Annotated in this window: 23 protein-coding genes; 21 read left to right on the top strand and 2 right to left on the bottom strand. The window is 45.8% G+C overall.

The genetic code is table 11. The annotated features are described in order from the left end of the window. Nucleotides 1-9: 9 nt before the first annotated feature. The 10 genes from AAA952_RS01855 (at nt 10) to AAA952_RS01810 (ending at nt 8,842) form a co-directional block, all read left to right on the top strand. Nucleotides 10-942: a MucB/RseB C-terminal domain-containing protein gene (locus tag AAA952_RS01855; protein ID WP_306682788.1), complete on the top strand. Its 933-nt coding sequence runs from the start codon at nt 10-12 to the stop codon at nt 940-942. A 10-nt stretch (nt 943-952) separates the two neighbouring features. After that, nucleotides 953-1,426 (top strand): SoxR reducing system RseC family protein, encoded by a 474-nt coding sequence (locus tag AAA952_RS01850; protein WP_306682787.1) that lies wholly within the window; start codon nt 953-955, stop codon nt 1,424-1,426. A gap of 166 nt (nt 1,427-1,592) precedes the next feature. After that, complete coding sequence (gene lepA, locus AAA952_RS01845) at nt 1,593-3,383, top strand: translation elongation factor 4 (protein ID WP_028760822.1); 1,791 nt, start codon at nt 1,593-1,595, stop codon at nt 3,381-3,383. Between the two features lie 183 nt (nt 3,384-3,566). Then, nucleotides 3,567-4,484 carry a signal peptidase I gene (gene lepB / locus AAA952_RS01840; RefSeq protein WP_113940664.1) on the top strand — a complete coding sequence of 306 codons (918 nt, stop codon included), beginning with the start codon at nt 3,567-3,569 and terminating at the stop codon, nt 4,482-4,484. A gap of 1 nt (nt 4,485) precedes the next feature. Then, the gene (gene rnc / locus AAA952_RS01835) at nt 4,486-5,166 is read left to right on the top strand and encodes a ribonuclease III (protein ID WP_012088603.1); all 681 of its coding nucleotides are present in this window, start codon (nt 4,486-4,488) and stop codon (nt 5,164-5,166) included. After that, the gene (era, locus tag AAA952_RS01830; protein WP_028760819.1) at nt 5,163-6,179 is read left to right on the top strand and encodes a GTPase Era; all 1,017 of its coding nucleotides are present in this window, start codon (nt 5,163-5,165) and stop codon (nt 6,177-6,179) included. Before rnc ends, era begins: the two co-directional genes overlap by 4 nt. 28 nt (nt 6,180-6,207) lie before the next feature. Then, the gene (gene recO / locus AAA952_RS01825; RefSeq protein ID WP_212599987.1) at nt 6,208-6,918 is read left to right on the top strand and encodes a DNA repair protein RecO; all 711 of its coding nucleotides are present in this window, start codon (nt 6,208-6,210) and stop codon (nt 6,916-6,918) included. Nucleotides 6,919-6,988: 70 nt separating this feature from the next. Further along, nucleotides 6,989-7,726 (top strand): pyridoxine 5'-phosphate synthase, encoded by a 738-nt coding sequence (gene pdxJ, locus AAA952_RS01820; RefSeq protein WP_248084318.1) that lies wholly within the window; start codon nt 6,989-6,991, stop codon nt 7,724-7,726. Then, the gene (acpS, locus tag AAA952_RS01815; protein ID WP_028760816.1) at nt 7,726-8,109 is read left to right on the top strand and encodes a holo-ACP synthase; all 384 of its coding nucleotides are present in this window, start codon (nt 7,726-7,728) and stop codon (nt 8,107-8,109) included. The genes pdxJ and acpS overlap by 1 nt, the downstream gene beginning before the upstream one ends. A gap of 208 nt (nt 8,110-8,317) precedes the next feature. Further along, the gene (locus tag AAA952_RS01810; protein WP_338253869.1) at nt 8,318-8,842 is read left to right on the top strand and encodes an Mpo1 family 2-hydroxy fatty acid dioxygenase; all 525 of its coding nucleotides are present in this window, start codon (nt 8,318-8,320) and stop codon (nt 8,840-8,842) included. A 130-nt stretch (nt 8,843-8,972) separates the two neighbouring features. On the opposite strand, the gene AAA952_RS01805 is transcribed toward AAA952_RS01810, so the two are convergent. Both AAA952_RS01805 and AAA952_RS01800 read right to left on the bottom strand, forming a co-directional pair. Further along, the gene (locus tag AAA952_RS01805) at nt 8,973-10,247 is read right to left on the bottom strand and encodes an HlyC/CorC family transporter (RefSeq protein ID WP_338253867.1); all 1,275 of its coding nucleotides are present in this window, start codon (nt 10,245-10,247) and stop codon (nt 8,973-8,975) included. Between the two features lie 99 nt (nt 10,248-10,346). Further along, nucleotides 10,347-11,135 carry a cytochrome C assembly family protein gene (locus tag AAA952_RS01800; protein WP_028760813.1) on the bottom strand — a complete coding sequence of 263 codons (789 nt, stop codon included), beginning with the start codon at nt 11,133-11,135 and terminating at the stop codon, nt 10,347-10,349. 289 nt (nt 11,136-11,424) lie between these two features. Between AAA952_RS01800 and ffh the strand changes: the two genes are divergently transcribed. The 11 genes from ffh to AAA952_RS01745 all read left to right on the top strand — a co-directional run bounded on the left by ffh (nt 11,425) and on the right by AAA952_RS01745 (nt 22,428). Further along, the gene (gene ffh, locus AAA952_RS01795) at nt 11,425-12,798 is read left to right on the top strand and encodes a signal recognition particle protein (protein WP_006080787.1); all 1,374 of its coding nucleotides are present in this window, start codon (nt 11,425-11,427) and stop codon (nt 12,796-12,798) included. A gap of 217 nt (nt 12,799-13,015) precedes the next feature. Further along, a complete protein-coding gene (gene rpsP / locus AAA952_RS01790) occupies nt 13,016-13,267 on the top strand; it encodes a 30S ribosomal protein S16 (RefSeq protein WP_006080788.1) in 252 nt (83 codons plus the stop codon). A 20-nt stretch (nt 13,268-13,287) separates the two neighbouring features. Then, the gene (gene rimM, locus AAA952_RS01785; protein ID WP_006080789.1) at nt 13,288-13,818 is read left to right on the top strand and encodes a ribosome maturation factor RimM; all 531 of its coding nucleotides are present in this window, start codon (nt 13,288-13,290) and stop codon (nt 13,816-13,818) included. Nucleotides 13,819-13,833: 15 nt separating this feature from the next. Further along, a complete protein-coding gene (trmD, locus tag AAA952_RS01780) occupies nt 13,834-14,580 on the top strand; it encodes a tRNA (guanosine(37)-N1)-methyltransferase TrmD (RefSeq protein WP_028760810.1) in 747 nt (248 codons plus the stop codon). Between the two features lie 34 nt (nt 14,581-14,614). Next, nucleotides 14,615-14,968 (top strand): 50S ribosomal protein L19, encoded by a 354-nt coding sequence (rplS, locus tag AAA952_RS01775; protein ID WP_006080791.1) that lies wholly within the window; start codon nt 14,615-14,617, stop codon nt 14,966-14,968. 260 nt (nt 14,969-15,228) lie between these two features. Further along, nucleotides 15,229-16,320: a 3-deoxy-7-phosphoheptulonate synthase gene (locus AAA952_RS01770; RefSeq protein ID WP_263146076.1), complete on the top strand. Its 1,092-nt coding sequence runs from the start codon at nt 15,229-15,231 to the stop codon at nt 16,318-16,320. Nucleotides 16,321-16,347: 27 nt separating this feature from the next. After that, nucleotides 16,348-17,487 (top strand): bifunctional chorismate mutase/prephenate dehydrogenase, encoded by a 1,140-nt coding sequence (gene tyrA, locus AAA952_RS01765; protein ID WP_338253854.1) that lies wholly within the window; start codon nt 16,348-16,350, stop codon nt 17,485-17,487. A 216-nt stretch (nt 17,488-17,703) separates the two neighbouring features. Further along, nucleotides 17,704-19,368, top strand: a complete 1,665-nt coding sequence (gene hcp, locus AAA952_RS01760; protein WP_338253851.1) for a hydroxylamine reductase — start codon at nt 17,704-17,706, stop codon at nt 19,366-19,368. Nucleotides 19,369-19,442: 74 nt separating this feature from the next. After that, a complete protein-coding gene (locus AAA952_RS01755; RefSeq protein WP_263146081.1) occupies nt 19,443-20,618 on the top strand; it encodes a hybrid-cluster NAD(P)-dependent oxidoreductase in 1,176 nt (391 codons plus the stop codon). Nucleotides 20,619-20,774: 156 nt separating this feature from the next. Further along, nucleotides 20,775-21,110, top strand: coding sequence for a hypothetical protein (locus tag AAA952_RS01750; RefSeq protein ID WP_105249849.1), 336 nt, complete (start codon nt 20,775-20,777; stop codon nt 21,108-21,110). Between the two features lie 43 nt (nt 21,111-21,153). Then, nucleotides 21,154-22,428 (top strand): cation:proton antiporter, encoded by a 1,275-nt coding sequence (locus AAA952_RS01745; RefSeq protein ID WP_338253847.1) that lies wholly within the window; start codon nt 21,154-21,156, stop codon nt 22,426-22,428. Nucleotides 22,429-22,484: the final 56 nt, after the last annotated feature.

Here is a 22,484-nt window from a genome sequence, read left to right as displayed (position 1 = left end):
GGAGTTAGCTTGCGTCTAATCCTGTTGGCTTTATTAGCCTTGGTCTTTCCTGCAACCGCGCAGGAGGACATGCCTGCCAAAGCTTGGCTCGAGAAAATGAGTCAGGCTTTACGAGAGAAAGAGTTTAAAGCATCGATTATTCAACTTCAGGCCGATCATATTCGGCCTTTGGTTTACCTGCATGGTAAGGTGAATAATCAAGAAGTTGCCTTTCTAGAATACCTTAACGGTCCACCTAAAAATGCAGTGCGTGTCGGTAATCGTGTCACCTTTATTGAGCACGATGAGCCTGCGTATAGTATCATTTCTAATCATATTCAAGGTGTCTGGCCCGCTGCTTTCTCTGCCAATATGGCGGACTTAGAAGTGGGTTATCAGTTTGTACTCGGTGGCCGTACCCGTATCGCTGGGCGTCCAGGGCAGATGATCCGTCTGTTGCCCAATGATGAATTCCGTTATGGCTTTCAAATTTGGCTTGATATGGAAACCTATCTGCCGCTGAGATACGACATGCTGACTCAAGATAAGCAATTACTTGAGCAGATCATGGTGATTGAACTCATTGAATTCAGCGAGCCGCCAGCCATTTTGCAAGAGGCTTATAAGCAAGAGTGGCCGGCAGTTATCGATCAAGCCGAGCGCCAAGACGGTCAAAACTGGCAATTTGCTTGGTTACCCGCAGGTTTTACTGTGGTAGTGCGCGACCACCATAGATTAATTGGCAGTCACGAAGCGGTGGAATACATAGCACTGACCGATGGACTAGCAAATATTTCTGTTTATGTGGCGCGTGCGGGCACGAGTCCATTGCCTGAAGAATTAATTACCCGTAATGGCTTGTCGTTAGTCTCAGAAAAAGTCGGTAATGCCGAAGTGGTTGCTGTGGGTAAAGTGCCGACAGAAACCCTAACGCGCATTGCTAAAAGTCTGACGCTAGAATAGGACGCCGATTATGATGGAAGAAATTGCCAGAGTCGTCTCCAGTGATAGTCAAGGCTGGTTGACGGTTGAAGTGGAACTTAAGAGTACTTGCAAGAGCTGCAGTAACAGTGAGTCTTGCGGGACCTCTGCTGTCGCTCAGGCTTTTTCCTCGAAAACCCAGCAATTTTCTATTCAGAGTGACCGCCGCTGTGAGGCTGGTGAATTACTCAAATTAGGCCTTCCCGAGAGCGTGATCCTCAAAGCCGCGGCATTAATCTATTTAATGCCGCTGTTTGGCCTGTTTGTCGGCGCAGCGTTAGGACAATTTTTAGGCCAGTTGCTTGAGTTTAATCCTAACCTAGGTGCCATGGGCTTTGCTGCCGTTTGTGCCTTGATTGCGTGGTCTTTTGGTAAGCAACAGGCTAAACGTTTAGAAGTTGATGCTCAGCCTGTGATTTTGGCCTATTTAGGTAGGAGCATCAATTTAAACGAATTAGCCCAATAATTTCAATGTGTTATTTTTTATCAAATAGCAGCTAACTGCGGTTTTGGGCGTTGTTTTATCGGCCTGTCTTAAGTAGGAGTGAATGTGATTGGTATTGAAACCGCAATCAGGTACAATTTCGCTCCTTTGAACCGTATCCATTTTCAGTATTAGTCATTGCAGCATAATGAAACAAATTAGAAACTTCTCAATTATTGCCCATATCGACCATGGTAAATCGACGCTATCAGATCGTCTTATTCAGGTTTGTGGCGGTTTAACCGACCGTGAAATGGATTCTCAAGTTTTAGATTCTATGGATCTAGAACGTGAGCGTGGTATTACGATTAAGGCACAAAGTGTCACTTTGGATTATAAAGCCAAAGATGGCCTTGTCTATCAACTCAACTTTATTGATACCCCTGGTCACGTTGACTTCTCCTACGAGGTCTCGCGCTCATTAGCTGCCTGTGAAGGTGCTTTGCTGGTGGTTGATGCGGGTCAGGGCGTTGAAGCTCAGACACTGGCAAACTGTTATACCGCGCTGGATATGAATCTAGATGTGGTACCCATTTTAAACAAGATTGACTTACCACAAGCCGATCCAGAACGTGTTGCTGCCGAGATTGAAGATATCGTCGGTATTGATGCGATGGATGCTGTGCGTTGTTCGGCTAAAACCGGTGTCGGTGTCGATGAGGTTTTAGAAGTCATTGTTGCCAAAATTCCACCGCCAGAAGGCGATCCTGACGCACCATTGCAAGCCTTGATCATCGATTCTTGGTTTGATAATTACTTAGGCGTAGTGTCGTTAGTGCGAATTAAACACGGTAGCCTGAAAAAAGGTGACAAGTTTAAGGTCATGTCTACAGGGCAAAACCACACTGCGGATCGCGTGGGTATTTTCACGCCAAAACAAACTGACAAAACCGAACTTAAAACCGGTGAAGTCGGCTTTGTGATTGCGGGTCTGAAGGAAATTCACGGCGCGCCCGTGGGCGATACGTTAACTTTAGCCAAAAATGGTGCTGAAAAGCCGTTACCTGGTTTTAAGAAAGTGAAGCCACAGGTATACGCTGGCGTATTCCCAATTTCGACCGACGAATATGAAAACTTCCGTGATGCGTTGAACAAACTCAGCCTGAACGATGCGTCATTATTCTTTGAACCTGAAAGTTCATCGGCACTCGGTTTTGGTTTCCGCATTGGCTATTTAGGCCTGCTCCACATGGAAATCGTACAAGAGCGTTTAGAGCGTGAATACAACCTAGAGTTGATCACCACTGCGCCAACCGTAGTGTACGAAGTTGTCATGACCAGCGGTGAAACGATTTACGTTGATAACCCGTCTGATCTGCCTGCGATTAACAACATTGAAGAAATGCGTGAGCCGATTGTTGAGGCCAACATTTTAGTGCCAAAAGAATACTTAGGTAACGTGATTACCCTGTGTATTGAAAAACGTGGCACCCAAGTGAACATGGTTTACCACGGTAACCAAGTGGCTGTAACTTACCATCTGCCAATGGCGGAAGTGGTCATGGATTTCTTCGACCGTTTGAAGTCCACTAGCCGTGGCTATGCATCCCTCGAATATAACTTTATTCGTTTCGATCCTGCAGACATGGTGCGTTTAGATATTCTCATCAACGGCGACCGAGTCGACGCCTTGGCTATGGTTATCCATAGATCAAACATTCGTCACCGTGGTTTAGCCTTAGTGGATAAGATGAAAGAACTTATTCCACGTCAGATGTTTGATATTGCGATTCAAGCGGCGGTGGGCAGTCAAATTATTGCACGTTCAACCGTGAAAGCCCTGCGTAAAGACGTAACGGCTAAGTGTTATGGCGGCGACGTTTCTCGTAAGAAAAAACTCTTAAATAAACAAAAAGAGGGTAAGAAACGGATGAAGCAAGTAGGTAACGTTGAGGTGCCACAAGAAGCATTCTTAGCGGTACTTAAGCTAAACGAGTAATCGTTAGTATAAGAAGTGACAATTTAGTTGACTATTGCGCCGCTGTTTGCGGCGCTTTAGTTAGGTTATCGCATTGGTTTATCACTTTGGTTTACCAAGGTCGAATACGGTAAGTTAACTAAAGTATAATATTCGCTGAGTTAGGCACCTTTAATTATTTTTAAGGCAGGAGTTCAATAAGCAATGGCAGCGTATTTTTCCATTATTCTAGTGCTAATCACCCTGATCTCAGGACTTATTTGGTTAGTCGATGTGCTCGTTTTCGCCCCAAAGCGTCGTGAGAGTTTAGCGTTAGCAAAGGCATCACAAGCGAATTTAACTGAAGAAGCTGAGTACCAAATCATTCGTGAGTCGACCATAGTCGAAACCGCGCATTCTATCTTCCCTGTGATTGCCTTTGTGTTGATCCTACGTTCATTCATTTATGAACCATTTCAAATCCCATCGGGTTCTATGATGCCAACCCTCTTAGTGGGCGACTTCATTCTGGTGGAAAAATTTAGTTATGGGCTTAAAGATCCCGTATGGCGCACTAAACTGGTTGAAACTGGCGAGCCCAAACGCGGTGATGTGGTGGTATTTAAATATCCTGAAAATCCGCAAATTGACTACATTAAGCGTGTTGTCGGTTTACCGGGTGATAGAATTATTTACCGTAACAAGCAGTTGATGATCCAGAAGGCCTGTGGCGTTGAGCAAACAGCTTGCCCAGAACCACAAGTTATCGCTCGCACAGAGATCAGTCGTGGTGATTACAGCCAAGATGGCGTGCCATTACTGCGTTACACGGAGCAACTGGGCGAGGTCGCCCACGATATTTTGATCAACCCAAGTCGTCCCGACATGCTGGGATATTTTAAGCGCGAAGGTAATTTACCCGCGGGTGAGTTTTTAGTGCCAGAAGGCCATTACTTTGCCATGGGCGATAACCGCGATAACAGTACCGACAGTCGTTTCTGGGGCTTTGTGCCAGAAGAGAACCTTGTTGGTAAAGCGGTAGCGATTTGGATTAGTTTTGAATTTGACCGTTCAAAAGCCGACTTCCTCCCAACTTGGGTGCCAAGCGGTGTACGTTTTGAGCGTGTAGGTGGAATTAAATAGCATGGAACCGATTAAAAATTTGCCACGTTTGTGTCGTACTTTAGGTTATGAGTTCAAGAATATTGAGCTTTTGACTCAAGCGCTGACCCACAGAAGTGCGGCAAATAAACACAATGAACGCTTAGAGTTTTTAGGTGATTCAATTTTATCTATTGTGATTTCTGATGCTTTATATCATCAGTTTCCGAAGGCAACCGAAGGCGATTTAAGCCGGATGCGTGCCACCTTAGTTCGCGGTGATACCTTAACTATCATCGCCCAAGAGTTTAAGCTCGGCGATTATTTATATCTCGGTCCTGGCGAGTTGAAAAGTGGCGGATTTAGACGCGAGTCGATTCTTGCCGATGCGGTTGAAGCCATTATTGGCGCCGTTTACCTTGATTCCGATCTCGAAGTTTGCCGTGCATTACTGTTGAAATGGTATGCCGAGCGTTTGGCCGAAATCCAACCTGGGATCAGTCAGAAAGACGCTAAGACATTACTGCAAGAACATTTACAAGGGTTTAAAAAGCCGCTGCCTGATTACCAAGTAATCAACATAGAAGGCGATGCCCACGATCAGACATTTACCGTTGAATGTCGTATTGAAGACTTGAGTCAAAGCGTCATTGGTGTGGCGAGTTCACGCCGTAAAGCCGAGCAAATCGCGGCCGCTCAAGTATTGGAGTTACTAAAGAAATGACCAAAAAAACAGACTTGTCAGGTATCGATGCTGCAAAAGCGGCAACTGAGCCGAGTTTAGATGAATTACTGGCAAGGATGAATGCGGCCGCGCCAACGCCGTCGGCCCAATACGATGTCACTTATTGCGGCATGGTGGCGATCATTGGTCGCCCTAACGTCGGTAAATCAACGTTAATCAACCGTTTGCTTGGTCAGAAGGTGAGTATTACTTCTAAAAAGCCACAAACAACGCGCCACCGTATCATGGGTATTCATACCGATGGTCCGAAGCAAATCGTGTTCATCGATACACCTGGTTTACACATAGAAGAGCAGCGGGCGATTAACCGCCTGATGAACCGCGCAGCAGCCAGTTCGCTTGCCGATGTGGCTATGGTGATTTTTGTGGTCGATGGCATGACGTGGACCGCCGATGATGAGATGGTGTTGAGTAAATTACGCCGTGGCGGTGAAGAGCGTCAGACAATTCTGGCGATCAATAAAGTCGACAATATCAAAGACAAAGAATCGCTGTTCCCGTATTTGGAAGAAGTCGCCAAAAAATATCCTTTCGATGAAATTTTGCCGATTTCAGCCAGTAAAGGTACCAACGTTAAGCGCATTTTAGAGCTAGCGGCGGCGTCGATTCCTGAAGGACCTTTCTTCTTCCCTGAAGACTATGTTACCGATCGTTCGCAACGTTTTATGGCGTCGGAAATTGTGCGTGAAAAACTGATGCGCTTCTTAGGTGATGAATTACCCTATGATGCGACAGTTGAGATTGAACAGTTCAAGATGATGGAAAATGGTGTTTATCAAATCAATGCCTTGATCCTTGTTGAGCGTGAAGGTCAAAAACGTATGGTGATTGGTAGCAAGGGCGAACGTATTCGTACTATCGCAACTCAAGCTCGCTTAGACATGGAGACCTTGTTTGATAATAAAGTTTTCCTCGAAGTGTGGGTGAAAGTGAAATCCGGTTGGGCCGATGATGAACGCGCCTTGCGTAGCTTAGGTTACGGCGACGATTAAGCATTAATTTCAGCGAGCGCGCTTACCGATGAAACGTGGTTACGTTTTACATCATCGCCCATATCGAGAGTCCAGTGTCTTAGTTAACCTGTTAGTTGACGGCATTGGACGGGTTGATGTGGTTGCCCGAACCGGCAGCGGTAAGCGCTCTATCAAGAGTATTCTCCAGCCCTTTCAACCGCTGATCTTCGAATTTAGCGGTAAGTCTGAATTAAAAACCTTAACTCAAGTCGAAGCCGCTGCGCCTGCTGTGCCTCTTTCTGGTCAAAGCTTGTTTGCTGGCATGTATATCAATGAGTTATTGGTTCGCACTTTGTCTGTACAGCACAATGCCGAAGAGTTGTTCCTCATTTATCATCAAGCTTTAGTCGGCCTTGCCGCGAAGTTTTGCCAATCCCAACTGCGTTATATTGAGCTTGCCTTGCTGCGGGAATTAGGTTTTATGCCTTCTCTTAGCCGCGATACTCAAGGTGAACCACTCGTGCCTGACGATTATTACCAGCTCGTGCCTGAGTTAGGTTTTCAATTTGTGCTTAACTCCCGTGCTCGCAACGCCTACCAAGGGGCAATGTTGACGGCGCTTAACGATAACCAGCTCACCGAAGCACATTTTTTGAGCGCGAAGTTGTTGATGCGCTCCCTGTTAACGCCATTACTCGGGACTAAACCTTTGTTGAGTCGACAATTGTTCGTCAGCACTGCCGTACCAACTAAGATTGATGGGAATAATTCGCCCTAGCTCCTGTTTTTTAGCGTGAGCCTAAGTACAATAGGCCGCAATATCAGCGTTAAACATTAAGGAGTTCCCGATGAGCCGTATCTTATTGGGCGTGAATATCGACCATATTGCTACTCTGCGCCAAGCCCGTGGCACCAGTTATCCTGATCCTGTGCATGCTGCTGCCGTTGCTGAACATGCTGGCGCCGATGGCATCACTATTCATTTGCGTGAAGACAGACGCCACATCATAGACCGCGATGTATATTTGTTGGCAAAAACCTTGAAAACCCGCATGAATTTTGAATGCGCTGTGACCGAAGAAATGCTTAACATCGCCTGTGAAATTAAGCCGACCTATGTCTGTTTAGTGCCAGAAAAACGTCAAGAAGTCACCACTGAAGGTGGCTTAGATGTGGCGGGACAATTAGATAAAATCACTGCTGCAGTTAGTCGTTTAGCTGCTGAGGGTATTCAAGTCTCCTTATTTATCGATGCCGATAAAACTCAAATTGATGCCGCTGTTGCCTCTGGCGCACCGCTTATTGAAATTCATACGGGCTGTTATGCCGATGCTAAAACGGAAGCAGAAGAAGCCACTGAGTTAGCGCGTATTAGCGAAATGGCAAAATACGCCCATGGCAAAGGTTTAGTGGTTAACGCAGGTCATGGTCTGCATTATCACAACGTGAAACCGATTGCGGCGATTCCTGAGTTATATGAACTCAATATCGGTCATGCGATTGTCGCACGTGCCGCCATTGACGGTTTAGCGACAGCAGTGAAAGACATGAAAGTGTTAATGCTTGAAGGTCGTCGAGGCGAATAATGGCGATTGTCGGCCTAGGCACAGATATCGTCGAGATTGAGCGTATTCAGGTCCATGTGGCACGCGCAGGTGACAAGCTGGCGAAACGTGTGCTGACCGAGTCTGAGTTAGCCATTTATACTGCCCATAGTCAGCCAAGTCGTTATCTTGCCAAGCGTTTTGCGGCAAAAGAAGCCGCAGCCAAAGCCCTCGGTACGGGTATTGGCCGCGGTGTGTCGTTTCAGCATATTCACATTGGCAACAATGAGGATGGTGCACCGACGATTCACTTTACCGAGGGTGCGCTGACGCGCTTACAGCAGCTTAAAGCGACGGTTGGGCATATCTCTATTGCCGATGAAAAATCCTATGCGATTGCGACGGTAATCATAGAGTCTCAATAAACCCGAGTTTGCGTCTGTTGGTGGTAAAAAAGGAACCTTAGGGTTCCTTTTTTCATTTCTGGATGGGTATCTAAATAAATGCAAAATCAGTGAATGCAACAATTTATTTACTTTTACTGTTCAGTTTAATTGTTTTACGTTAGTTTATGGCTTGCGCGTCGCTCAATTTGGCGCAGGTAAAGCAGGGGCAAATGAAGAGGAACCCAACATGAAATCCGCCGCAGAGCAGTTATCGACCTACAAAAGTGTGCATTTAAATCAGCGTAATATTCAGACCCATTTTATTGGCATCCCACTGATTATTTGGTCTGCTTTCCTGTTGCTGGCCACAGTGCGTATTCCGCTGGGGAGTATGGGGGAGACAAGTTTAGCAGTGATAGTCGGTATATTCGTGTTGGCCTATTATGTCCGTTTACACTTAAGGCTTTCAATGGGGCTCATCTTATTTATGGTACCTGTGCTGCTCACGACTGAGTGGGCGGCGCATATCGCCAGTGCCACTTGGCTTGCCCTAGGGGTATTTGTGGTGGGCTGGGTGTTCCAGCTAATCGGCCATCAATATGAAAAAGCCAAGCCAGCCTTTGTGGATGACTTAAATCAGCTATTAATTGGGCCATTTTTCTTAATGGCGGAAGTGTATTTTATGTTGGGCTTAGAAAAGGCGCTGAATGCCCAGATAACGCCAATGGCGCTTGAGAAGCGTCGTATACTTGAGGCGAAAAAGTCTGCATAGCTTGGCTAGATAGTGAATTAGAGTAGATAGATTTATAGCTTGGGGGAGCATCATCGCTTGGAGGAAATCGTCGGCCGGACCACATCTTAACTCGCGTGGTTCGGCCAATTTTTATGCTCAAAATTGAGGGTTAAACTCTGGGGGGATGATAATACAGCGGGATAATTTTCACTGTATTAATCATATTCTCTGACACATCAATTATCTCTAATGGATAACCTGCTAAACGTAAACTGGTATTCGCAGAAGGAATTTCCTCCAGATACTCCAGAATCAGACCATTGAGGGTTTTAGGGCCATCGGTGGGAAAGTTCCACTTCATTTCTTTATTCAAATCGCGGATCGTAATGCCCGCATCGACTAAGTAGCTGCCATCTTGCTGGACCTTAATGTCTTCACTCGGGGTGGTCAACATAGAAGTGGTAAAGTCACCGACAATTTCTTCGAGAATATCTTCGAGTGTTACTAGACCTTGAATATCACCATATTCATCAACGACTAAGCCGATGCGCTCTTTATTTTGTTGGAAGTTAGCTAGTTGCACATTGAGTGGCGTACCTTCTGGCACAAAGTAGAGTTCTTTCACTGCACGTAGCAAAGATGACTTGCTAAATTGCTCTTTAGATTGGAGGCGCAGGGCATCGCGTAGATGAATAAAGCCCACTGCATCGTCTATGGTGTCGCGATACACTAACACTCGGGTATGTGGACTTTGGATCACTTGACGATTGATAACCTTAAATTCGTCATTGACGTTAATTCCGTAGATATCTGAGCGTGGCACCATAATATCTTCAACGGTGACTTTCTCTAAATCCAAGATAGATAACAGCATTTCTTGGTGGCGTCGGGGGATGAGTGCCCCAGCCTCATGTACCACTGTGCGCAACTCTTCTTGGCTTAGTGCATCGCTACTATTAACTGTTTTTATCCCCATCAAACGTAAGATACCTGTGGTTATTAAATTAACGCTTGAGACAACATAGGCAAAGGTCGAGGAAAGTATAAGTAGCAGTATGCTAGAGGGAAAAGCAATACGCTCAGGATTTAGCGCGGCGATAGTTTTTGGCGTGACTTCAGCAAAAACGAGCACGACTAATGTAAGCACGCCAGTTGCAACAGCGACCCCTAAGTCGCCCCAAAGACGCATCCCAATGATAGTCGCAATAGCAGATGCGGAAATATTGACTAAGTTATTGCCAATTAAGATCAATCCAATCAAACGGTCAGGACGCTCAAGTAACTTCAAAGCTCTAATCGCCCCTTTATGGCCATTGTTGGCTAAGTGGCGTAGACGGTAACGGTTGAGAGTCATCATTGCGGTTTCTGAGCCTGAAAAATAGGCAGAGAATAGGATAAGCACTAGTAAAACGATCAGGAGTGCGCTTGTCGATATAGCGTCCAAAAAAGGCTCCAATGTGGCCAGTAAACTTAAGTAAATACCGACATTTAAAAAAAGTGTCAAGTCGGCCGCAGCAATAACTGCCCCAGCCGACTTAAATGTTTAGTTGAGGATTAACTCTTTGACAATGCGCGCGCCAAAATATGCGAGCGAAAGTAAGGATGCGCCAGTCAGAGTATAAATGACTGCGGTACGAATTTTACAACCGACCCAATACTGTTGCCACAGCATAGTAATGTATACAAACCAAGCCATTATCGACAGAATTGCCTTATGACCTTTACCATCGGCGAACATATCTTCAAGGAAGATAAAACCAGTCGCGAGCGACAAACTGAGCAAGATAACGCCGATAATCACTAGGTGATACAGTTGTTTTTCAACTGTCATCAGCGGCGGAATGCCAGGGCTCAGCATAAATTGTTTTTTCTTCAGTTTATTTTGGATCATCGCCAGTTGTATTGCATATAGGGCGGCAATCATCAGGGCGCTGTAGGCCATGAGTGACAATACGACGTGGGCTAATACTTCAGGATAAAGCTCAAAATGCGTGATGAATTTAGGCGGCAATAACCAGAGTAGGGCAACCGAAAGTACTGAGCAGGCGTAAACCACGGGCACGACGACGATGACTTTCAGCCTGAACATCAATATCGTAAAAGTAAAAGCGATAATCCAGTTCACTAAGGAAATCACATTCGTCAGGCTAAAGTTTTGGCCATCTGTGGTGAAAATCACTTGTGATAATGCTGCGGCATGTAAAATAACCGCAATAGCGGCAAAACCTGCGACAGCACGGCGATTCGGACCGTCTGGGTGAAACAATCTACTCGTCACTAGTACCAATGCAATGCAATAAAAAAACATGGCTGAGGCAGAAAAGATGACCATGGGTAATTAACCTATTTGTGTAGTTAAAGGTGCCTTAAAAACGGGGCATACAGATCAATATTTTCCCTAGAATAACATGAGCAGTCGGCAAATGGGCAGTGACATGAGTTGCAAAATTTAGCAGATTCTTATTGTTAGGGTTAAATAGTGTGTCGATGACAATAAAACATGACTCAGCGCAAGTAAAACACTTAACCACAATCAAGATGGGTGCAGCAGTAGCATAATGCGCATGCATCGTTATAATACAGCCCATCAATCGAGATTCTTAAAGGTATAGAACAGGACGATGTTTGAGAACCTAACCGACAGACTGTCACGCACACTGAAAAATATCAGTGGCCGTGGTCGCTTAACTGAAGAAAACGTTAAGGAAACCCTGCGCGAAGTGCGTATGGCACTGCTGGAGGCCGATGTTGCCCTGCCTGTGGTGCGCGAATTTGTTAATAACGTAAAAGAACGTGCCGTTGGACAAGAAGTCTCTAAAAGCTTAAGCCCAGGTCAAGCCTTTATTAAGATAGTTCAAAGTGAACTTGAAAAATCCATGGGCGAGGCGAATGAAGCCCTAGATTTAGCCACTCAGCCGCCAGCTGTGATTATGATGGCAGGTCTGCAAGGTGCGGGTAAAACCACCAGTGTGGCCAAACTGGGTAAATTTTTACGCGAACGCCATAAAAAATCGGTATTAGTCGTTAGTGCTGACGTTTATCGCCCCGCGGCGATTAAACAGCTTGAGACGTTAGCGCAAGAAGTGGCGGTGGAGTTTTTCCCATCGGACGTTAGCCAAAAGCCAATCGACATTGCGAAAGCGGCGATTGCCCACGCTAAATTAAAGTTTATCGATGTGGTGATCCTCGATACCGCGGGTCGTCTGCATGTCGACGAAGCCATGATGGACGAGATCAAAGGCTTACACGCAGCGGTTAAGCCTATCGAAACCTTGTTCGTTGTTGATGCTATGACAGGTCAAGATGCGGCAAACACCGCCAAGGCCTTTAATGAAGCTTTACCACTGACTGGGGTTATCTTAACTAAAGTCGATGGTGATGCGCGCGGTGGTGCGGCGTTATCGATTCGCCACATTACGGGCAAGCCGATTAAATTCCTTGGTGTAGGTGAAAAGACCGACGCGTTAGAGCCATTCCATCCAGACCGTATTGCCTCACGCATTTTGGGCATGGGCGATGTGTTATCGCTTATCGAAGAAGTTGAGCGTGGCGTCGATAAAGAAAAGGCCATGAAGCTGGCTTCGAAAGTGAAGCAAGGTGGCAGTTTCGATTTAGAAGATTTCCGTGAGCAGTTACAGCAAATGAAAAACATGGGCGGCATGATGAATATGCTGGAAAAACTGCCCGGTGTCGGTCAATTGCCCCCTGAAGCCTTAGCGCAAATCCAAGACGGCAAGATGACAGGCCAAATGGAAGCCATCATTAATTCGATGACTTCCAAGGAGCGTAAGAACCCTGATTTAATCAAGGGCTCACGCAAACGTCGCATCGCAGCTGGTTCTGGCACGCAAATTCAAGATGTAAACCGTTTATTGAAACAGTTTACTCAAATGCAAAAGATGATGAAAAAAATGTCTGCTAAGGGCGGCATGCAAAAAATGATGCGCGGAATGCGCGGCATGATGCCGCCAGGAATGAAGTTTCCGGGACGTTAATCGGGCATTTTTAGTTAAACTTAGCACTTTATCAGTCGGTTGACTCTGGCAACAATGAACCGCTTACTGAGGACACAGGCGTAATAATCGCCATCTTTGGTTGCATTCGTTGGAAAGTCAGGTAAAATCTTCCGGCTTTCTATCTGGGACTCTTCGCGAACACGGGGTTCCAGTTTTTATTTTTGCTTCAAGCAAATCATTAGAGGATTGAAAACGCATGGTTACCATTCGTTTAGCTCGTGGCGGCGCAAAAAAGCGTCCATTTTACAACATCGTTGTTGCTGATAGCCGTAACGCTCGTGACGGTCGTTTCATCGAGCGTGTTGGTTTCTTCAACCCATTGGCCCGTGGCCAAGAAGAAACTTTACGTTTAGACCTAGCTCGCGTTGAGCACTGGGTTTCTAACGGTGCAGCTGCTACAGAACGTGTAGCAAAACTGATCAAAGACGCTCGTAAAGCAACAGCTTAATAGCGTTAAGGTATAGATTGATGAGCAGTAACCAACAGCCAGTCGTACTGGGGAAATTAGGCTCCTGTCATGGCATTAAAGGTTGGCTGAAAATCACCGCCTATACCGATTCTGTTGAAGGTATCTTTGACTATTCACCTTGGCTTATTAAAGAAAATGGTGAGTGGCGCGAAATAAAGGTCACCCAGTGGCGTTATCAAGGCAAGGCCGTTGTTGCCTTACTTGATGGCGTAGAAACACGGGAGCAAGCGCAAATGCTCACAAATTGTGAGATTGCGATTTTGCCGGAACAGATGAACGATTTGCCAGCAGATGAATTCTACTGGCGTGATCTCATCGGTTGCGAAGTGGTCAATACAACAGGCTATAACATGGGGATTGTCGATCAGATCGTGGAAACAGGATCGAACGACGTATTACTCGTTAAAGCCAACGCTAAAGATAGTTTCGGCAAAGTGGAACGTATGATCCCCTTTGTCCCTGAGCAGTTCATCAAAACGGTGGATCTGCAAGGTAAACAGATTTTAGTGGATTGGGATCCTGACTTCTAAGTCGAGGTACAACAGATGTGGTTAGGGGTAATAACCCTGTTCCCAGAGATGTTCCGTGCCGTGACAGACTTTGGTGTTACGGGTCGAGCCGTGAAAAACGGCCTGCTCGAGTTGCACACGTGGAATCCCCGTGATTTCACCCATGATAGACACAATACGGTAGATGACAGGCCTTACGGCGGTGGTCCCGGAATGTTGATGATGGTGCAACCCTTGCGCGATGCCATCCATGCAGCGAAAGCCGCAGCGGGTGAAGGTGCGAAGGTGATTTACTTGTCACCTCAAGGACGCAAGCTGGATCAGCAAGGCGTCACTGAGTTGGCTCAATCATCACGTTTGATTTTGGTCTGTGGTCGATACGAAGGTATTGATGAACGCATCATTCAAACGGAAGTGGATGAAGAGTGGTCGATAGGGGATTACGTGCTTTCGGGCGGCGAATTACCGGCGATGACTCTGATAGATTCAGTATCGAGATTGGTTCCTGGCGTGCTAGGAAAACAAGCTTCGGCGGAGCAAGATTCTTTCTCCGACGGTTTACTGGATTGTCCACATTACACTCGCCCTGAAAGCCTTGATGGTCTTGACGTACCGGCAGTGCTGCTAAGTGGCAACCACGAACAAATTAGACTCTGGCGTTTACAGCAAAGCCTTGGTAGGACTTTACTTAGACGGCCAGAATTATTGCAAAATCTAGCTCTGACTGACGAACAAACGACTCTATTAGCGCAGTTCGTTGAAGCAATGAACAAGCATGCTTAGTCGTAGCTCAGTTAATTCTAGAACGGAGTAAGTTATGAACAACATCATTAAAATGCTCAACGATGAGCAAATGAAACAAGACGTACCTGCGTTTGGTGCTGGTGATACAGTAGTCGTTCAGGTTCGTGTTAAAGAAGGCGATAAAGAGCGTTTACAGGCTTTTGAAGGCGTTGTAATTGCTAAGCGTAACCGTGGTCTGCACTCTGCATTCACAGTACGTAAAATCTCTAATGGCGAAGGTGTTGAGCGTGCTTTCCAAACGCATAGCCCACTGATCGCTAGCATTGAAGTTAAGCGTCGTGGTCGCGTTCGTCGCGCCAAACTGTACTATCTGCGTGATCGTTCAGGTAAATCTGCACGTATCCGTGAGAAGCTGGCAACTAAGTAATAGTTACCGCTACAGAAAACAAGACGTAGTGTTCGCACAGAAAACCGCCCTAGTGGCGGTTTTTTGTTGCTGTTTTTTGAGTATTTATACTTGATCTAAAGAGAATGAACAGGCATAGTGGTCGCCTGCTTGTAATGGTGTAGCATTACAAAAGTACATCGCGATGGATTTACGCTATTTTATATCCGAAATGAATGCCCAAGCTGACTTGAAGTCCTGCTTCGACAACTGGGTTAAACACTAAGTCTTAGGTGGTAAGCATGCAACAAGATACGATTAACAACGTACACATCAGTTCAGAGAAAGTCTTAATCACGCCGCAAGAGCTTAAAAATGCCTTGCCACTCTCTGAGCATGCTTATCGCTATATCCTCAATGCCCGCAAAACCGTGGCTGATATTGTTCATAAGCGTGACAATCGAGTATTGATTGTCACTGGCCCTTGCTCCATCCATGATATCGCCGCCGCAAAAGAATACGCTTTAAGGCTTAAAACTCTGCACGATGAACTCAGTGATGAGTTTTATATCTTAATGCGAGTCTACTTTGAAAAGCCACGTACTACGGTAGGTTGGAAGGGCATGATCAACGATCCCGATATGGATGAATCCTTCGATGTCGAAAAAGGCCTGAAAATGGCCCGTGAGCTGATGATTTGGTTGGCTGAGTTAGGACTGCCTGTTGCCACCGAAGCACTCGATCCTATCAGTCCTCAGTACATTTCTGAGCTTGTCACTTGGTCTGCCATTGGCGCTCGCACCACTGAATCGCAAACCCATAGGGAAATGGCATCGGGTCTTTCTATGCCGGTGGGCTTTAAAAATGGCACCGATGGTAAGCTCGATGTAGCGATTAATGCGCTAAAATCGGCGGCCAGTAGCCACAGATTTATGGGCATAAACCAGCAGGGCCAAGTCGCATTATTGCAAACTGCGGGCAATCCCGATGGCCATGTGATTTTACGCGGTGGTGCAACGCCCAACTATGATGCGGCGAGTGTGGCAGAGTGTGAAACGCAGCTCCATAAAGCCAAACTCAATGCACGTTTGATCATCGATTGCAGCCATGGCAATTCATCCAAAGACTACAGCCGCCAAAAGCCTGTCTGTGAAAATGTGTTCGAGCAGATTTTTAACGGCAATAAGTCGATTATTGGCGTCATGCTAGAAAGTCATTTAAATGAAGGCAATCAAAGTTGTGATAGGCCATTAAGCGAGCTAGCTTACGGTGTTTCTGTAACAGATTCTTGTATTAGTTGGGAAAAAACAGAAACCATTTTACGGGAAGGCGCTGCGAAGTTATCTTCAATACTTCCAACGCGTTTCGATATGCTTAAAGTAGCTAACGCTTAAATTAGTTACAGCTTAATGGACTCAGGTATGAATGAAAAAACAACGGCCGAATTAGAACACCTTCGCGGCCTGATTGATGGTGTTGATCAGCAATTACTGCACTTACTGCGTAAGCGCTTGGATCTCGTGGCGCAAGTGGGCACGGTGAAACACGGCGCCGGTTTACCTATTTATGCACCTCAGCGTGAAGCAGCCATGCTGGCTAAACGCCGTGAAGAAGCAAAAACTATGGGAATCGAGCCGCAGTTGATCGAAGATATTTTACGCCGCTTGATGCGCGAGTCTTATCTCAATGAAAAAGATGTTGGCTTTAAGCAAGTTAAAAAAGATCTTGGCTCAGTGGTGATTGTCGGCGGTAAGGGGCAACTCGGTGGATTGTTTTCACAAATGCTGACCTTATCTGGCTACCAAGTGAATCTGCTCGATAAAGACGATTGGCAGCAAGCAGATAGCCTATTTGCCGATGCGGGCATGGTGTTAGTGACAGTGCCGATTGCGATTACTTGCGAGCTTATTCGCGAAAAGCTGGCCCAATTACCAGCCGACTGCATTCTGGCGGATTTGACCTCCATCAAGACAGAGCCGGTTAAAGCCATGCTTGAGGCGCATTCTGGTCCTGTGGTCGGTTTCCATCCTATGTTTGGTCCCGATGTGGGCAGTTTGGCGAAACAAGTTGTGGTGGTGTGCCACGGCCGCTCGCCGGAGAAATACCAATGGTTGCTTGAGCAGATCGCTATTTGGGGCGCACGGATTGTCGAAGCAGAGCCCGAACGTCACGACAGTGCAATGCAGTTAGTGCAGGCGATGCGCCACTTCTCGACCTTTGTGTATGGTTTGAATCTGTGCAAGGAAGAGGCAGATATTGATACTTTACTGCAATTTAGCTCGCCGATTTATCGCTTAGAATTGGCTATGGTAGGGCGTTTATTCGCCCAAAGCCCAGAGCTTTACGCCGATATTATTTTTGCCCAGCAAGAGAGCCAGCATGCTATTGGTGATTATTTAGATAACTACCGTGAAGCGTTAGAGCTACTAAAACGGGGTGACAGGAACGAGTTTATTAAGCAGTTCCAAAGTGTCGCCAAATGGTTTGGGGATTTTGCCCCTCAATTCCAACGCGAAAGCCGTATTATGCTGCAATCGGTAAATGATATGAAAACCAATTAATAAATAAACAGTTACTCTTTAAAACGCCCATCATTGATGGGCGTTTTTTTATGGATTTTTAACAGGTCACATTGTATTTATTAGTAATTGCTTAAGGTGATCTTTCTCTAACATTTAGCATCTCACTTTAGAAATGACTGTCGCTTATGGCACGTTTAGGTAGACTAGTTTTAAACATGCAAAAATAAAGCATGAATTTAAATTAGGAGTCTATCCATGTTCTGTATTCAGTGTGAGCAAACCATTCGTACACCCGCTGGCAATGGTTGTAGTTATTCCCAAGGTATGTGTGGCAAGTTGGCGGCAACGTCCGATCTGCAAGACTTGCTGATTTACATGCTGCAAGGCGTGTCTGTATATGCGGTTAAAGCTCGCGAGCTGGGCATTATCGATGCTGAAATTGATAGTTTTGTGCCTAAAGCCTTTTTCGCGACCCTCACCAACGTCAACTTCGATGATGAGCGCATTATGGCCTATATCCAGCAGGCGGCTAAGTATCGTGCTCAGTTAAAAGCTTCTTACGAAGCGGCTTGTGAACAAGCCGGTATTGCTGCTGAGCAAGTGCCGCAAGTCGCTCAGTTAGTGCTGGGGACCAGTAAGATTGAAATGCTAGCGCAGGCACCGATTGCATTGCTGAATAAAGATAAGCATGAAGTTCATGAAGACATCATGGGATTGAGGTTATTGTGTTTATATGGTCTTAAGGGCGCGGCTGCTTATATGGAGCATGCTCGCGTGTTGGGTCAGACTGATGCTGATGTGGCAGGGCGCTTCCATGAAATTATGTCTTTCTTAGGTGAGCCGAGTGTTGATGGCGATAAGCTGTTTACTACGGCTATGGACATAGGTCAGTTGAACTACCGCATAATGGCAATGCTGGATGCGGGTGAAACTCAAGCCTTTGGTCATCCTGAGCCAACTGTGGTCAACACTAAGTCAGTTAAGGGCAAAGCCATACTAGTTTCTGGCCATGACATGAAGGATTTAGAGCTTATTCTCGAGCAGACGGTAGGCAAGGGTATCAATGTGTTTACCCACGGTGAAATGCTTCCTGCACTGGCGTATCCTGCCTTTAAAAAATATGCACATCTTGTCGGAAATTACGGCAGTGCTTGGCAGAATCAACAGCAAGAATTTGCCAATTTCCCTGGCGCTGTAGTGATGACATCTAACTGTATTATCGATCCAAATGTGGGTAGTTATAGTGATCGTATCTTTACTCGCAGCATAGTGGGTTGGCCTGGTGTGGTGCATATCGAAGGAGATGATTTCTCGGCTGTCATTGATAAAGCGTCAGCCTTAGAAGGCTTTATCTATGATGAAATCCCACACACTATCACTATTGGTTTTGCCCGTAATGCCTTGATGGCCGCAGCGCCCGCCGTGGTTGAAAATGTGAAGAGTGGTGCGATTAAGCATTTCTTCCTTGTTGGCGGTTGCGATGGTGACAAAGCCGACAGAAGCTACTTCACTGAACTTGCTAAATCCACACCTAAGGATTCAATAATCCTGACGCTAGGCTGTGGTAAGTACAAATTCAATAAGCTCGAATTTGGTGACATTAACGGTATTCCACGTTTGCTCGATGTGGGCCAATGTAACGATGCCTATTCAGCGATTCAGTTATCGATTGCATTAGCTGAAGTGTTTGAATGTGATATCAATGAATTACCTCTGAGCTTAGTGCTTTCTTGGTTTGAGCAAAAAGCCATTGTAGTACTGCTGACGCTGTTGTCACTTGGCGTTAAAAATATTCGAACAGGCCCGACGCCACCTGCGTTCCTGACGGCCAATTTAGCCAAAATTTTGGAAGATAAGTTTGGCTTGCGTAATACCACGACAGTCGAAGCCGATTTAAAAAATATGTTAAACGTGGCTTAAATCAACCAAGAATTGTTGCTGAACTGCGGTTTTGGCTTGTTTACTGAGGCCGCAGTGTTTTGTGGGTAAATGCTATGAACATGAGTGTGATAGCGGGAGCGCGGGCATTATCGGTTTCGCCCCATAAACCCGGAAGTGTTAATCAATTAGTGTGCGTCGAACGCTGGAATGAAACCTCGGATGTCGTGAGTTTTCGTTTTCAAGCGGGCGAGCCGATGAAGTTTGACTATAAGCCCGGTCAGTTTATGACCTTTGTGCTTGAGATTAATGGCGAGCAAGTGTGCCGCAGTTATACCTTGTCATCATCGCCATCTAGGCCATATTCCTTGATGGTGACGATTAAGCGTGTTGCGGGTGGACTCGTATCTAATTATCTTATCGACAATCTATTACTCGGCCAGAGTGTGCGAGTGCTGCCGCCCGCGGGGCAATTTAATCTGTTTGATATTGCTCGGCTAAGCCATAAACAGCCAGAGACTGAAAAGTTAGATGCTAATCTGTTAGCTATAACGGCGCAGAAATACCTTTTTTTGAGTGCTGGTTGCGGCATTACCCCCATGTACTCTATGTCGCGTTATCTGACTGATACGCAAATTGATGCCGATATTGCCTTTGTGCACAGTGCGCGATCAGAGAATGATATTATTTTTAAGTCATCATTGGCGACTATGGCCAACCGTTTTAATGCATTTAAGCTCAGCTACGCACTTGAGACTGTCACTGAAACACTGGGGTGTTCACCAAAGATAGCATTCGATTTCGGGCGGTTAAGTGCACAGATGCTAAAAACCTTAGTACCTGATTTTGCAGAGCGTACTATCTACCTTTGTGGGCCAGAACCCTATATGCAAGCGGTAAAAATCTTATTGGTCGAACTCAATTTTGATATGAGTCGGTTATACCATGAGAGTTTTGCCACGGCCGAGAAAGTTGCCCGCAGTCAGCTTATGCAAGCAAACTCGTCAGATGGAACGAGTGAAAACCTACCTGAAGGGGCTTTTACCTTGTCTATTGGCGATCGAAGCACGACGCTAAATCAAGGACAAAGTCTGCTGGAGGGAATTGAGGCCGAAGGGTTGCCGATTATTGCAGCCTGTCGTTCGGGCGTTTGCGGCGCGTGTAAGTGTCAAGTCTTGGAGGGAGAAACGGTATCGACAAGCGTGATGACACTGACTGCTGCAGAAATTGAGGCCGGTTTTGTACTCGCTTGCTCCACAACATTAGCATCCGACGTGACACTTAAACTTTAACGTGCTGCTAATTAGCGTCATTTACTTGTGACTTATTTTTAAATGGATGGAAATATTTCTAATCCTTAGTTGCGCTTATCTCAGTGAGAACGTAAGGTTAATGGCAAGGGCGTATGATGTTTGCGCCCAGTCTATTAGTCTGGCTGGAGTCTCTCAATGACAATGACAACCACTTATGCCGCAAAAATTGAAGACCGTACTCTGGGACATTTGTTGTACGCCTTGATGTCGGGTTTTCCCTTATTATTACTTCCTGTGCTGCTAAGTTTGTTCATTAATGTTTCCCAACGCCAATTCCATGGTAATCCATTATTGGCGTCGCATTTACGTTGGCAACGGCATTCTAATCTCGCCTTTCTTGGCTTGCTAGTGCTCGGCTATTGCGTTCCACTGACTTGGCTCAGTCTTTCGATTTATCTCTTTGGGATCATTTGGTTTTGCCACAGGATCATTAAAGGGTGGTTAAGTCTATTGGATGGTTTAGAAATCTAAACTTGTGCTAGAGTCTCTAAATTGATGATTTTTAGAGGCTCTTATGTCCAGCTACCAAATTCTGTGTGTCCTCTGCGCGTTGGCGCTAGTGACTTCGGTTATTTCCTCTCGCGTCCATAAACTGCAGGAAACTGTGGCCATTACTGCTATTGCCCTAGGAATGAGTTTGTTGTTGCTCCTTGGGGGAAAGGCCTTAGGTGGGGACGTTTATGTGTATTTTGTCTCTGGCTTAGAGAAACTCGATTTTCAAGCTTTACTGCTCAATGGCATGCTCGGTTTTTTACTCTTTGCTGGCGCATTACAAATCCGCTTAAAAATACTGAGGCATCAAAAGTGGGAGATCCTAATCCTTGCTTTTATAAGCACCTTATTGTCGACATTTATTATAGGTGGGCTGTTATTTTGGTTCGCGCCTATGCTGGGTCTCCCGCTACAATTCAGCCACTGCTTACTGTTCGGCGCCTTGATTTCGCCCACCGATCCTATCGCTGTTTTGGCTATTTTAAAGAAAATGGGTGCGCCGGAAGATATTGCGATTCAAGTAGAAGGAGAATCTTTATTTAACGATGGCATAGGGTTAGTGATTTTTGTGGCAATATCGCAATTGGCTTTCTCCACCGAGCCACTGACGTTTATCCATATCTCTGAGTTATTTATTCGTGAGGCGGTAGGTGGGGTTATTTACGGTGGAGTGCTTGGTTTTCTGCTGCATCATTTTTTCCGCTACTGCGAGGAAGAAACGCAATTAATGCTGGTTACCCTGCTGATCCCAACCGCGGGATATGTCATGGCGGATGTACTTGGTGTTTCTGGTCCTTTAGCTATGGTGAGTGCGGGGATCATCATAGGAAATTTCAGCGTGCCTAAGTTTTTTGCTCGTAACGAGCGAGTGAAACTATTTACTTTTTGGTCGCTGATTGAATCCTTCTTTAATGCCTTACTCTTCCTATTGCTTGGTTTATTACTTTTGTTAGTCACTTTTAAAGCGCCATTATGGTGGTTTATGTTTGTGGCTATACCAATAGTGTTGTTGGCGCGTGCAATGAGTGTGTTATTACCTTATTTAGGCTTTCGATTGTTTAAGTCATACAACCCCTATGCTGAGACGATTCTGATTTGGGGTGGCTTAAGGGGAGGATTAGCCCTCGCTATGGCGATGAGTTTGCCTGAGGGGATCGTCATAGATGCTATTGGTGGTGTGGAGCTGCGGGAGTTGTTGTTAGTGATGACCTATGCCGTCGTCGTATTTTCGATTCTAGTGCAGGGCTCAACCATGACAGGGCTTATCCGTAGGAGTAATGTCGTTAGCTCTTCTTAAAATGCATAAAGGATCACTGCGCTGCAATACTAAACAATATTAAGCCTGCTAGTCAT

Source organism: Shewanella sp. M-Br, assembly GCF_036245925.1.
Taxonomy (GTDB): domain Bacteria; phylum Pseudomonadota; class Gammaproteobacteria; order Enterobacterales; family Shewanellaceae; genus Shewanella; species Shewanella oncorhynchi.
This window is presented reverse-complemented; position numbering and strand designations above follow the sequence as displayed.